We start from the raw sequence: 13269 nt of genomic DNA on the forward strand, positions 1-13269 counted from the left end.
GGCACGCTACGCAAGGAGTGAACATGTCAGGCCCTCTGAACGGACTCAAGGTCATTGAACTCGGTGGCATTGGCCCCGGACCACACGCGGGAATGGTGTTGGGGGACCTCGGGGCCGACGTGGCCCGGGTGGAAGCTCCCGGCTGGGCGGCGCGGGGTCGTCAGCGTGATCATCTGCTGCGTCGCGGCAAGCGCATCATCGAGGTCAACCTCAAGGATCCTGCAGAGCGCGACAGTCTGCTGGACCTTGTTGCTACGGCCGATGTGCTGATCGAGGGCTACCGGCCCGGAGTGACTGACCGACTCGGCGTGGGGCCGGAGACCTGCCTTGAGGTCAATCCCCGCCTTGTGTACGCGCGCGTGACTGGATGGGGGCAGCACGGCACACTCGCGCAGCAGGCCGGGCACGACATCAACTACATCTCGATCACAGGCGTGCTGCACGCCATCGGACGTGCCGACGAACGGCCTACACCACCCCTGAACCTACTTGGAGACTACGGCGGCGGTTCGATGTTGGCCGTCTCCGGGATTCTCGCAGCGCTGGTCGAACGCAGCACGTCCGGCCTCGGCCAGGTCATCGACGCGGCCATGGTCGATGGGGTCGCGGTCCTCACGCAGCACATGTGGAGCCTGCGCAGCGGGGGCCTGTGGGCTGATGAGCGGGGGAGCAACATGCTGAACGGCGCTGCTCCCTACTACGGGACGTACGAGTGCTCCGACGGCGGCTATGTCGCAGTGGGTGCCATTGAACCGCAGTTCTACTCGCTGCTGGTCCAGGGACTCGGCTTGGTTGAGGACGAACTTCCGGCGCAGCTGGACGAGCAGACATGGCCGTCTCTCCGCAGCCGATTCTCGGACATCTTCGCTTCACGGACCCGTGACGAGTGGGCGGCGACCTTCGATGGCACCGATGCGTGCGTCACGCCGGTGCTCAGCTTCGCGGAAGCTCAGGTGCATCCGCATCTGGCGGCTCGCAACACGCTTCTGGAAGTCGCCGGGGAGACTCAGTCGCACCCGGCGCCCCGCTTCTCGAGGAGTGTTCAGGACCCGCCCGTCGTACCCGCTGGATCGGTGTCGCCGATTGAGGACGTCAAGGATGCGTGGCGCATTGCATGAAGCAACGGCGGCCTGCTCGAAACCGCACATTGAAGGAGTGACTCCATGGGTATTCAGGTGACTAAGGAGGGCGCTTGCGCGCTCATCACCCTAGACTGGCCGGAGCGCCGAAATGCGCTCCCTCCCGACGACGCGAGCGCGCTGATCCTCGCGATCAACGGGGCCACAGCTGATCAGGAGATCAAGGCGCTTGTCCTGACCGGGAACGGCGCGTTCTCTGCCGGCGGTGACCTGAAGGGAATGGTCTCGCGCAAGGACATGCCCGCGGCCGAGCGCAAGGCGCTCGTGTACTCGATCTACCAGAATCTTGTCCGGACTCTCCTTGACTGTCCGGTGCCCACGTTCGCCGCCATCGATGGCCCCGCCGTCGGTCTTGGGCTCGACATGGCGCTTGCGTGCGACTGGCGTCTGTTCGGCCCGGATGGATGGTGCCGTCAGGGTTGGGGCGGCCTCGGTCTTCTGCCCGGCACTGGCGGAGAACTCCTTCTCCGTCTGAAGGCGCCGAATGCCATGTGGCAGATGCTGCCCGGCCAGCGCAAGGTTGACGGAGCGGTGGCAGAGCGGCTCGGACTTGGAGAGCGTGCCGAACCCACCGCTGTGGAAGTTGCCGTCGCGCGAGGGCAGGCTCTCGAGCCGATGCCGCGCAACGTCGTCACTCACTACGCTCGGATGGGGCGCACCGGAGTCCGGAGCGGTCTGGACGAGTATCTGGAGAAGGTGCTCAAGATCCAGCTTCCATTGCTCACGGATCCGGACTTTGCCGATCGAGCGCAGGCATCGCTGGGCGGCGGCGGGCACGACCTGGTGTCGGAGGTCTGGACCAACTGATCAGGTGTGATCCGACACGTGTTCAGGGCGCCGGGGTTTGTGACCCTCGGCGCCCTGACATGTTGAGGCCGTCGATGCCGACGGAAGCCAGACTCTCAGTCGAGTCGCTCGATGATAGTTCCCGTGCCGACGCCACCACCGCAGCACATGGTGACCAGTCCGTAGCGCGACGAGGTCCGCTCGAGCTCGTTGAGCGCCTTTGTCAGCAGAATGCCACCCGTGGCGCCGAGGGGATGCCCGAGACCGATTGCGCCGCCGTTGGGATTGACCTTCTCGAGTGATGCGCCGATCTCCCGCTGCCATGCAAGGACGACCGAGGCAAATGCCTCGTTCACCTCGAACACGTCGATGTCGTCAACACTCAGTCCAGTGCGCTCGAGCAGCGTGTGGGTCGCCGGAATCGGACCAGTGAGCATCAGCTCCGGGTCGCTGCCCACCAGGACGGAGTCGACCACACGCGCTCGCGGGCGAAGGCCAAGGCGCTCGGCTGCTTCCGGGGTCGTCAGCAGAAGAGCGGAAGCGCCGTCAGCAATCTGAGAACTGGTGCCCGCGGTGTGCAGGCCATCGTCGGGAAGGTTCGTCTTGAGACCAGCAAGGCCCTCGAGCGATGACTCGCGTGGTGCCTCGTCCCGTCTGAAACTGACCGTGCCGGAACGGTTGCCCCCTTCATCAACACTGATCGCTTCGATCGCAACGATCTGGCTGTCGAAACGCCCGTCTGCCACGGCGCTGGCCGCCAACTGCTGGGACCGGAGCGCAAACGCCTCTAGGTCAGTGCGGGTGAGGCCCCACTTCTGCGCGATCCTGTCCGCGCCTTCGAACTGGGAGGTGACCTCGTAGTGATTTGCATAGCGGTCGTTGCGGGCAACGCCATAGTCATCGTTGTTGGCGGCGCCCAGCGGCACCTGACTCATCGACTCGACGCCGGCAGCGACAGCTATATCAACCAGGCCGGATGCGACCAAACCGTGAGCCAGAGTGGTGGCCTGCTGCGAAGATCCGCACTGGGTCTGGATCGTCGTCGCTGGCACGGTCAACGGCAGCCCTGCACTGAGCCACGCGGTCCGGCCGACATTCCCCGACTGTTGGCCGACCTGGCCGACGCATCCGGTGAGTACCTGCCCCACCAGAACCGGATCAAGGGCGACGCGGTCAAAGAGCGCAGCGTAGACATCCGCGAGCAGGTCGGGCGATTCTGTGTGCGTCAGGGTGCCCTTCCTTTTTCCGACGGCCGACCGGACCGCTTCAACGATGACAACTTCGGGCATGGTCCGTCTCCTTCATGTGGCAGGAAAGGGCGTGGACGCCCAAAACCTGATTAAGTAAGATGATTGATATCATATCGCCGAGTTGGGAGCGTGGTTCGATGAGGCCAATTGCGCCGGGGCAAGCGGCTCCTCTGTGGTTCGTCGATGCCGTCGCGCAGGTGCCGGAGTCGGGTTCGGTGGAGGTGCTCGGCGCTCAGATTGCCTGGCGTGCGTGGGGCGACACGAGACTCCCCGGTGTGGTTCTCGTTCACGGCGCCGGTGGGAACAGTCGTTGGTGGGATCACATCGGACCGCTCTTGGCGAGCGATCACCGGGTCGTCGCTCTTGATCTCTCCGGGCACGGAGACAGTGCCTGGCGGGACGAGTACGGGCTCGATGTCTGGGCGCAGGAGATTCGCGGTGCGTGGAGGGTCGCAGGTGGCTCTGGTCCTTGGACCGTGGTCGGCCACAGCATGGGAGGGTTTCCCGCGCTCAAGGTGGGAACGCGGGCGGAGTCATCGCTCAAGGCAGTTGTCTGCGTTGATTCAGCCGTTCGCGATGTGCCCGACCCGGCGATCCAGCGACGCCATGCCGTCGCGGCCAAGCCGCGTTCGCGATATGCGAGTGCGGCGGAGGCTACATCTCGATTCCGGTTGGTGCCGTCGCAGCCGGCGCTGGCCTACGTCACCGACCACATCGCGGCGCACTCCGTCCGCGAGCGTGACGGGACGTGGGGGTGGAAGTTCGACAGCAGGATATTCACGCGCGAGAGCCAGTCCCTCGCGCTGCTCGAGGGTTTGACAGTGCCGGTCGCCTTCCTGAACGGCGAGTTCGGTCTTGTTGGCCCGGAGATCGATGCTCAGGTCCGCGAGCGAGTGCCGCCGGGGACACCGATGGTTCGGATACCGCAGGCTGGGCACCACTGCATGCTCGATCAGCCGATCGCCTTGGTCACGGCTCTCCGCTGTTTGGTGGCCGTTCAGGGGACCGGCAGGCGTGTGGGTTGATGACCGACGGGTGAACACTCGCTCGCCGGTTGACGCCAAGTGATCACTGCCATACCGTTGGAGCCGTTGGATAATATAACTAAATGATCTTAATGCGATCCGCGTCGATGGGCACGTCCACTCCGTCACGTGTGACCGCGCCCCGATCCATGCAGCAGAGAAGGACGAATTGATGATGGTCACCGAGGTCGACGTCGACGCCGTTGTCGTTGGTGCCGGCATGGGCGGCATTTACGCCGTCCATGCGCTCAACGATGCCGGCTTCTCCGTCCAGGGCCTGGAAGCAGGTTCCGGAGTCGGGGGTGTCTGGTTTCACAACCGCTACCCAGGCGCCCGTGTGGATGTCGAGTCCCTGTACTACTGCTTCTATTTTTCCCCTGACTTGTTCCGGGAGTGGACCTGGACCGAGCGCTATGCCGCTCAGCCGGAGATCCGCGCCTACCTTGACTGGATCGCCGAGCGCACCGGAGTCAAGGAGCGGTTCCGTTTCAACACCAAGATGATCGCGGCGCAGTGGGTTCCCGAGCAGGACCACTACCGTGTCACGACCAGCGACGGCGACACGATCATCTGTCGATACGTGGTCCTGATGACAGGCCAGCTCTCGGCGCCCCGAGAACTTCCGTTCAAGGGTCTCGAGACCTTCAAGGGCGCCTGGCACCAGACAGCGCACTGGCCGGAGGGTGACGTCGACCTGTCTGGGCGCGTGGGGGTGATCGGAACCGGATCCACCGGGGTCCAGGTCGTCACTGCAGTGGCTCCCCGAGCCGAACAACTCTACGTGTTCCAGCGCACGGCCAACTACTCGGTGCCGGCTCACAACGGCCCGTTCGACCAAGATCGGTTCGACGAGATCAGCTCCGACGTTCCGAAGGCGTACGGTCGCATCCTGACGGACCGATCGGGAAGCCTGTTCCCTGATCCGCCGGGCGCGACCACCGATTTCGATCCCGCGGAGCGGCAAGCCATCCTGGAGGAGCGGTGGGCGCTGGGGGGTCAATGCATGAACCGCGTCTTCACCGATCAGGGCACCGAACCAACTGCCAACGCCGTCGTGTCGGAGTTCGTGCGAAGCAAGATCCGCGGCATCGTCGTTGACCAAGAGGTGGCCGAGCGACTTATCCCGACGGAGTATCCCATTGGGACTCGCCGGCTCTGTGTGGACACCGGGTACTACCAGCAGTTCAACCGGGAGTCCGTGACGCTCGTGGATGTCAAGGCTGATCCGATCGATCGGATCGTTGAGGACGGGATCGTGACCCAGAGCGGTCACCACTACCAACTCGACCTGCTGATCTTCGCTATCGGATTCGATGCCTTCACTGGTGCCCTCGATGCGATTGACATCCGTAACGAGGACGGCGAGCAGCCCAGCGACCGATGGTCAAAGGGCCCACGAACCTTCCTCGGCTTGATGGCGAGCGGTTTCCCCAATCTGTTCATCCCGACGGGCCCGGGCAGTCCGTCGGTGTTGGCCAACATGATCCAGCTCAACACATTCCAGGCCGACTACGTCGTCCAACTCATCAAGCACATGAAGGCCAACGGGCTGACCCGTGTCGAGCCCACCGAGATCGGCCTCGACGACTGGGCGGCAGAGGTCGCCGCAGCGTCGGGAAAGCTGCTCCGTCTTAACGTGCAGAACTACATGGTGCACGTGAGCGATGACGGCACGAGGACGTTCATGCCTTACGCCGGAGGCTTCGGTCGTTTCGTGGAGCTGTCCAACGAGGCCGCGGATGCGGGCTACCCGGGCCTGTCCTTCCGGTAGGGAGGTATCGAAGGTGGAGACTCGGACTCAGACAGCTCGGGAGGTTGCACTTTTTCTGGAGGGAGCGGGACGGCAGCGACGTTTTCCCGCCGCGGCGCTGTCCGACCCCGCGGTCGCGGAGCAGTATGTTGCGCGTGCCCGTGCCGGGAACTATCCGACTGATGGGGCGAGTCGGCTTCCGGTGCGCCGAGTGTCAGAACACGACATTGCCAAGGGTGTCCGCGTCCGGACCTACGTCCCGGACGGTGATGGACCGCACCCGCTGCTGGTGTACTTCCATGGTGGTGGCTTCATTCTCGGCAACCTCGACATGCACGACCTGACGTGTCGGTTCCTGGCACGAGAGGCGGGGGCCAGCGTCGTCAACGTCGACTATCGGCTGGCACCTGAACATCGGTTCCCCGCGGCCCTCGATGACTGCTTCGCTGCCGTCGAGTGGGCGGAGGCACACGCTGAGGAACTGTGCGCCGATACGGGACGCCTGGTTGTCATGGGGAGCAGCGCAGGAGGAAACCTCGCGGCGTCAGTCGCGATCAAGGCGCGCGACGCAGGTAGGCCGAAGATCGCCTTGCAGGTACTGGTCAATCCGCTGCTTGATTCGGCCATGCGGGGCAAGTCTCTGGAAACGTACGCGCACGGCCACTTTCTCGAGCGCGCCCAGGTGCGCTTCTTCTGGGACCAGTACATCGGCGACGCGCCGAAGGATGACCCGTTGTTGTCGCCAGCGCACGCAGAGTCGCTGGCGGGTCTGCCTCGAGCGATCGTGTTGACCTCCGAGCTCGATCCCTTGAGGGACGAGGGTGAGCTGTATGCCAATCGGCTGGCGTCGGCTGGATGTCGCGTTCAGAGGTTCCGCGTACCTGGCCAGCTGCATGGCTTCTTGGGAATGATCGACGCATTCAGTGATGCACGTGTGTGGCTGACCCGGCTCGCCGACCTCATGGTCACCGAGCTTGATCGCCCGTCTCAATAGGCCCAAGGAGGGTGTCAAGTGCCGAGTTCGACGAAGCCTCTTGAGGGCCTGAGTGTGGTGATTACGGGAGCGGGCCGCGGGCTCGGCGCCTCGTATGCGCGCTACTGCGCCGAGCTCGGGGCGCGCCTGGTCATCGCCGATGTCGATCCGGCGTCCCTGGAGGAGATCCGCGGCCAGTTGACGTCGTCAGGGGCGCAGGTCGTGGCTGCGGTCGTTGACGTGGCGGATGCTGCGGCTATGGACGGTCTGGCCGACCTGGCCGTGAGTGCATACGGTGGCCTGGACGGGTGGGTCAACAACGCCGGGATTCAGGTCATGGGCGAGCTCGATGACCTGGATCCTGCTGAGGTGCGCCGGGTCGTCGAGATCAACCTTCTCGGCGTCATTTTCGGCACGCAGTCAGCCCTGCGTGTGATGCGGCTTCGGGGAACCGGTTCGATCGTGAACACAACCTCCGGTGCGCAGGCGGGCATGCCGCTCCTGAACGTCTACGGAGCCACCAAGGGAGGTGTCGCCTCCCTCACATACGGAACGGCATTGGATCTTGCGGACACCCGCATCCGGGTCAACGCCATCGCTCCCCTTGCAACAACCCCGATGACCGAGTCGACACGTCAGTTCCGAAAGGCCAACAAATTCAGCGGTGGCACGGTGGCGCTCCCGCCCGCTGAGAACAATGCGGGAGCGATCGCATTCCTCCTCTCGCCGGCTTCCGGGAGAGTCCGCGGACAGGTTCTCCGTGTTGACCTTGACGGCCTTTCGTTGATGTCGCACCCGAGTCGCATCGAGGCTTCGCTGGCCCGAGGCCATCTGTGGACGTACGACGACGTTCAACAGGCCTACGCGGAACGCCTCGCGCGGCGGGAGATCCGACCGGGTAATCGAGCGGCCGCCGAGCCTGACGCCAAACCGCTGAAGGCCGTTGACGAGGCCGATTCAAACGATTAGGCTAAATAAATCAGTTATATCGCGCGGTCGTGCCCTGGGGCCGACCGTCCGCCCGAATAGGAGACAAGGTGTCGGCCGAAACTGCTTTGGCGCCCATCATTGAACCGATGTCTGCGGACGACTATCACGTCACGGTGGACCTTGTTGACGACGTGCTGACGTTCGACATCGCCGCCGGCGAGGATGCATGCGAAGACTGCCTGACGCCGCCTGCGATCCTCGAACGCATTATCCGGAGCCTGCTGTCGGAATCCGGCATCGAGCCCAAAGAGGTCGTCGTCAAATACCCGCCCAAGACCTCCTGATGTCGGAAGTGGAGCGTCCGATCGAGGATCTGCGGTCTTCCAAAGGTGAGCTCGGTTCGTTTGCCGGCGCAGACATGTCAACGGGCCTGATCTGGGGAATCAAGCGGAGCTTTCTGGCGTACTTGTCGCGGATGCCGGACCTCAAGAGCTCGGTGAGCGGGGGAGCGTCAGTCGCGCCGGAGCTTGGCCTGTACCACTTCCCGCTCGCATCCAGTGACGCCTACGATTATGGCACTGGCCAGGGGACGCTGAAGTTCCAGGGAGACCTCCGCTTCTCTGGTCACTTCGGGTTCCTGTTCGTGATGCTCGTTGATCCATGGGTGACTTTCGACGACGGTCTCGCGACGTTGAGCTTTCACGATGTCGAAGCAGACCCTGAGCTTGCCGACGACAGTGCCCGGCGTCCGATGCTCGGACTCGGTTACCCCGGGTACGTCGATGCGCACGGCATCCGCGACTGGCAGCTGATACCAACCTCATTGCGTACAGAGGCGGTGTCCGTGTTCAACGAGGTGTATCCGCCCGGTGAGCTCTTTGAGCCCCTGCACATGCGGGTGACCCTCTAGCGCCGCTGAGATCCGGTCGCAAAGCGCGATCATCAAACCACGTTGGATGGTTCGGATCCTTCCCGTTCATCTAGCTCAGAATCCTCAAAGGCAGCCCATATGACTTCCCCCCAGTCCGCCCTCGTGCTCGTGAACGTTGACCGCGGAGTTGCTCTGATCACCTGGAACCGGCCGGACCGCCACAACGCATGGACGCTGTCGATGGAGGCTGAGTACTTTCAGGCCCTCCGCGATGCCGAGGCGGATCCAGCTGTTCGTGTCATTGTGGTCACCGGCGCCGGGCGGAGCTTCTGTCCGGGCATGGATGCCAACTTCCTGGACGACATGTCGCAGGGACATCTGGACACTCGACCACAGGACCGTACGCCCTCACTGCTGCCCACCACCCTCAAGACCCCGGTGATCGCTGCGATCAACGGCGCGTGCGCAGGGCTGGGGCTTGTCCATGCGCTTTTCTGTGACATTCGGTTCGCGGCGAGCGGTGCCAAATTCTCCACGGCCTTCGCGCGTCGTGGGATCATGGCAGAGCAGGGCATCTCCTGGGCGCTTCCCAAGGTCGTTGGTTTCTCCAATGCGATGGAACTCTTGCTCTCGGCTCGAACGTTCACGACGGACGAGGCTCTCCGAATCGGCCTGGTGAATCGGTCGTTCGAAGCGGCAGACCTTCTTCCCGCTACGCTCGACTACGCGGCGGAGCTTGCTCAGAACTGCTCGCCGCTAGCGATGGCGACCATCAAGCAGCAACTGCATCACGACACCGAGAAGACTCTGGATCAGTCGCGCATTGCAGCGATCGACTTGTGGAACTCCACGTTGAAGCCCCACCCGGACTTCGCTGAGGGAATCAAGAGCCTGGTGAGCAAGACTACGCCCTCATTTGGGCCGTGGCCGCCCCGAGAATTGTGACCGCGGACAAGCGGACGGAATCGCTCAGAAGTAGATCCGGGAGATCGTCTCGGAGATGCAGGCGGGCTTCTCCGACCCTTCGATCTCGATGGTCGTGCGGAGCTTGACCTGAGCACCGGTGTCCGTGACGTCCACGTTCGCGAGAAAGGGTCGGGCCCGCAGGCGCGAGTTCACAGCGACGGGTGACAGGAAACGTACGCGGTCAAGACCGTAGTTCACAATCATCTTCGCTCCTTCGACACGGTACACCTGAGCCACCAGAACGGGGATGAGCGACAAGGTGAGGTACCCATGGGCGATCGTCGTTCCGAATGGCCCAGTCCTTGCGCGCTCGGGATCGGTGTGGATCCATTGCAGGTCGCCGGTGGCCTCGGCGAACGAGTCGATGCGAGTCTGCTCGATGAGCAGCCAGTCGCTGGCGCCGAGATCCGTTTCCTTGCTCTCGAGCAGTTCGTCTGTCCGGGTGAAGATGTGCACAGGGGTTTCTCCGTCTTCGCTGAAGGGTGCCGCGGGTCGGCCGAATTGTGAGTGTGCCGACAACAGCGCCCGCCGTTGGGCCTGTACTCATCGACTAAATTCGTTGTATCATTCCACTCTATTACCTTGGTCAAGCGAAGACTATAGAGAAAGGGATGACCCATGATCACCACGCCTTTCACTGAGCTGTTCGGCGTCGAGGCGCCGATCACTCAGGGCGGAATGCAGTGGGTCGGACGCGCAGAACTGGTCGCTGCCGTCGCCAACGCGGGCGCGCTCGGCTTCATCACGGCCCTGACCCAGCCCGATCCAGAGGCGCTGGCGAAGGAGATCGCGCGGTGCCGAGACCTGACGGACAAGCCGTTCGGCGTGAACCTGACGATCCTCCCGACGATCAACCCTCCGCCGTACGATGAGTACCTCCACGCGGCCATCGACTCAGGCATCACCATCGTCGAGACTGCCGGTTCCAACCCTGCAGAACGCCTACCGCTGCTGCATGCCAACGGCGTTAAGGTGCTGCACAAGTGCACGAGCGTCAGGCACGCGGTCAGTGCGCAGGCGATCGGTGTGGATGCGATCAGCATCGACGGCTTCGAGTGTGCGGGTCACGCCGGCGAGGACGACATACCTGGACTGCTGCTGATTCCGACTGCCCGCGACCAGATCACGATTCCCATGATCGCGTCCGGGGGATTTGCTGACGGTCGCGGTCTTGCCGCCGCGCTTGCTCTCGGAGCGGACGGCGTCAACATGGGAACCAGGTTCATGGCGACCACCGAGGCGCCCATTCATGACGCCATCAAGCAGCGGATTGTCGAATCCAACACGTCCAGCACGCAGCTCATATTCCGACCCCTGAAGAACACCGCTCGTGTCGCTGACAACAGGGTCAGTCGCGAGGTCGTGGAGATCCTCGAAGCCGGCGGAGAATTCTCGGACGTCCGGCATCTCGTCGCCGGAGCCCGGGGTCGGACCGTCTACGAGACTGGGGATCCGGAAGCCGGCGTCTGGTATGCCGGCATGTCTCAGGGCCTCATTCACGACGTGGCCCCTGTGGCCGACGTACTTCGCCGGATCCTGCGCGAGGCGGAGGACACGATCACCGGCCGGCTCGCGGCCATGGTGCGACCTGCTTGATTCCCTGCACTGTCCATGCAAGGACGCTGCAACTACAAGAACCGGGCCCAACGACATCGTTCGGGTACTGCCGGACGGCAAACAAGGAGAAGTGACGATGACATCGACCAACACCGAGACGGCTCAGGCGGAGCTGCTGAGCCAGGGCCTCACTTGGGAGGACATGGATGGAAAGGTCTTCCGTACTGCCCGACGGACCGTCACTGAGGCGGATCTGATCCAGTTCGTCACGTGGGCCGGGTTCAACGAGCCGCTGTTCTTTGACGCCGACCACGCCCAGCAGGCAGGCTATGCGGGCCGTCTGATTCCTGGTGCGATGATCTACTGCATTGCCGAGGGCCTCATCCTGCAGAGCAACGTCCTTAATGGCACTGGGCTGGCCTTCATGCAGATGGACCTGTCAGTCAAGCGCCCGGTATTCGTAGGCGACACGCTCCATGCGATCGTCTCGACGGTCGAGGCTCGCCAGTCGAGCAAGCCCGGCCGTGGTGTCGTGCGCTCGCACGTGAGCGTCCGTAATCAGCGTGACGAGGAAGTGCTGGTTTTCACGCCGGTGCGCCTGATCCGCGGGAACGACTTCGACGACCTTCAGTCGTAGCCGGAAGGCTCCGACTCGCGCTCCTGTGAAAGTGCCCCCGAACCCCGATGGAGAATCCGAAATGACGTTCGCCGGATACGACCTGCCCGAAGAGCTCGAGGCGATGCGGGACGTCGTCAAGAAGTTCGTCACGGAGAGAGTCGTCCCAGCAGAGGCATCATTGCCGGTCACGGATGCGTATCTGCCAGACGACGTTCTGGCGGGCCTGCGTGAGCAGGCGAGGCGTGCTGATCTCTGGTGCTTCGATGCGCCCGAGGAGTACGGCGGAGCGGGGCTGAGCGCCTTCCAGCTCGTCGTGGTTCTGGAGGAGGCGTGCAAGCACCGGATGTGCTTCCCCCATGCCGGAGCCGGGGCCTTTGGGCAGAGTCCGCCCGTCGTCCTGTACGGGCAGAGCGACTACCTGACCGAGAACTACGTTCGACCCACGATCGAGCACGGATGGGGGTCGTTCACAGCCATCGGGGAGGAGGCAGGCGGCTCCGATCCCGCTCGGGCCATCAAGACCTCGGCCCGGCGGGATGGTGACGACTGGATCATCAACGGCCGCAAGCTGTTCATCACCAACGTCGAGAAGGCCAAGTACGGCGTTGTCTATGCCCGGACCCAGTCAGGCATCAGTGCCTTTGTCGTGGACACGGACTCCGCTGGTCTCAGCAGCCATGAGATCCCGGTGATCCGGGACCGCTGGCCGGTGGAGCTGATCCTCGATGATGTCCGGGTGCCTGGCTCGCACCTCGTTGGCGAGGAGGGCCAAGGGCTGATGCTGGCATCCAAGTGGCTCGTGCGAGGTCGATTGACCTATGCCGCGCGATCCGTTGGGCTTGCCGCCGAGTCTCTGCGCTTGGCAGTGGAGTGGATGAAGGATCGCGAGACGTTCGGCGCAACGCTGGCAACGCGGCAGGGGCTCCAGTGGCAGGTGGCCGATGCTCAGGTCGAAATCGACGCCGGGCGGATGTTGACCTGGCGTGCTGCCTGGAAAGACGACCAGGGTGAGGACGCGAGGCTGGATGCTGCGATGGCGAAGCTCTACTGCACCGAGATGTCCTTCCGCGTCGTCGACCGGATGATGCAGATCATGGGCGCCATGGGCATGTCGCGGGAGGTTCCGCTCGAGAAGTGGCTGCGAGACCTTCGAGTTGCTCGTGTGGTCGAAGGGACCACGGAGATGCTGCGGAGCCAGGTTGCGCGCGGTGTGATCGGTCCGTCCGTCAAAGGCTGATTGGGCATTGACGAGGCGTCCGTTTCGAGTGATCGAAGCGGGCGTCTCTGCTCGGCCTCCACCACGCCACCTAGCCATATCTATTGATTCATCTACCTGATTCAGCGTATAGTCGTCCTGAGTCCCCGTGCGAGTCCGGGGTGATGACGGTCGGGACGCTGCGTCC

General features: G+C 63.5%; 14 protein-coding genes. 12 read left to right on the top strand and 2 right to left on the bottom strand.

The genetic code is table 11. The features are described 5' to 3' along the window. Positions 1–23 precede the first annotated feature (23 nt). Both HRC28_RS06125 and HRC28_RS06130 read left to right on the top strand, forming a co-directional pair. Positions 24–1118 (top strand): CaiB/BaiF CoA-transferase family protein, encoded by a 1095-nt coding sequence (locus tag HRC28_RS06125; protein WP_182379262.1) that lies wholly within the window; start codon positions 24–26, stop codon positions 1116–1118. A 45-nt stretch (positions 1119–1163) separates the two neighbouring features. Further along, positions 1164–1946 (top strand): enoyl-CoA hydratase/isomerase family protein, encoded by a 783-nt coding sequence (locus tag HRC28_RS06130; RefSeq protein ID WP_182379263.1) that lies wholly within the window; start codon positions 1164–1166, stop codon positions 1944–1946. Positions 1947–2041: 95 nt separating this feature from the next. Here the strand turns inward: HRC28_RS06130 and HRC28_RS06135 are convergent, their stop codons facing one another. After that, positions 2042–3214: an acetyl-CoA C-acyltransferase gene (locus tag HRC28_RS06135; protein WP_182379264.1), complete on the bottom strand. Its 1173-nt coding sequence runs from the start codon at positions 3212–3214 to the stop codon at positions 2042–2044. Between the two features lie 98 nt (positions 3215–3312). Between HRC28_RS06135 and HRC28_RS06140 the strand changes: the two genes are divergently transcribed. The 7 genes from HRC28_RS06140 (at position 3313) to HRC28_RS06170 (ending at position 9669) form a co-directional block, all read left to right on the top strand. Then, positions 3313–4200, top strand: coding sequence for an alpha/beta hydrolase (locus tag HRC28_RS06140; RefSeq protein ID WP_182379265.1), 888 nt, complete (start codon positions 3313–3315; stop codon positions 4198–4200). Positions 4201–4372: 172 nt separating this feature from the next. Next, positions 4373–5971: an NAD(P)/FAD-dependent oxidoreductase gene (locus tag HRC28_RS06145; RefSeq protein WP_182379266.1), complete on the top strand. Its 1599-nt coding sequence runs from the start codon at positions 4373–4375 to the stop codon at positions 5969–5971. Between the two features lie 190 nt (positions 5972–6161). Further along, entirely contained in the window at positions 6162–6944 is a 783-nt protein-coding gene (locus HRC28_RS06150) for an alpha/beta hydrolase (RefSeq protein WP_182379267.1), read from the top strand. Positions 6945–6962: 18 nt separating this feature from the next. Further along, positions 6963–7892, top strand: a complete 930-nt coding sequence (locus tag HRC28_RS06155) for an SDR family oxidoreductase (protein WP_182379268.1) — start codon at positions 6963–6965, stop codon at positions 7890–7892. Between the two features lie 107 nt (positions 7893–7999). Beyond that, on the top strand, positions 8000–8197 hold the full coding sequence (locus HRC28_RS06160) for a hypothetical protein (RefSeq protein ID WP_182379269.1): 198 nt from the start codon (positions 8000–8002) through the stop codon (positions 8195–8197). Continuing rightward, positions 8197–8763: an HtaA domain-containing protein gene (locus tag HRC28_RS06165; RefSeq protein WP_182379270.1), complete on the top strand. Its 567-nt coding sequence runs from the start codon at positions 8197–8199 to the stop codon at positions 8761–8763. Before HRC28_RS06160 ends, HRC28_RS06165 begins: the two co-directional genes overlap by 1 nt. Before the next feature lie 99 nt (positions 8764–8862). Next, a complete protein-coding gene (locus HRC28_RS06170; RefSeq protein WP_182379271.1) occupies positions 8863–9669 on the top strand; it encodes an enoyl-CoA hydratase-related protein in 807 nt (268 codons plus the stop codon). 24 nt (positions 9670–9693) lie between these two features. Here HRC28_RS06170 and HRC28_RS06175 read toward each other — a convergent pair whose 3' ends face one another. Further along, entirely contained in the window at positions 9694–10146 is a 453-nt protein-coding gene (locus tag HRC28_RS06175) for a MaoC family dehydratase (protein ID WP_182379272.1), read from the bottom strand. A gap of 162 nt (positions 10147–10308) precedes the next feature. Here HRC28_RS06175 and HRC28_RS06180 point away from each other — a divergent pair, with 162 nt between their 5' ends. The 3 genes from HRC28_RS06180 (at position 10309) to HRC28_RS06190 (ending at position 13103) form a co-directional block, all read left to right on the top strand. Next, entirely contained in the window at positions 10309–11286 is a 978-nt protein-coding gene (locus HRC28_RS06180) for a nitronate monooxygenase (RefSeq protein WP_182379273.1), read from the top strand. A 97-nt stretch (positions 11287–11383) separates the two neighbouring features. Then, positions 11384–11884 (top strand): MaoC/PaaZ C-terminal domain-containing protein, encoded by a 501-nt coding sequence (locus HRC28_RS06185; protein WP_182379274.1) that lies wholly within the window; start codon positions 11384–11386, stop codon positions 11882–11884. 61 nt (positions 11885–11945) lie between these two features. Next, entirely contained in the window at positions 11946–13103 is a 1158-nt protein-coding gene (locus HRC28_RS06190) for an acyl-CoA dehydrogenase family protein (RefSeq protein WP_182379275.1), read from the top strand. The last annotated feature ends 166 nt before the right edge of the window (positions 13104–13269 follow it).

Origin of the sequence: Nocardioides sp. WS12, from assembly GCF_014108865.1 — a bacterium.
Lineage (GTDB): Bacteria > Actinomycetota > Actinomycetes > Propionibacteriales > Nocardioidaceae > Nocardioides.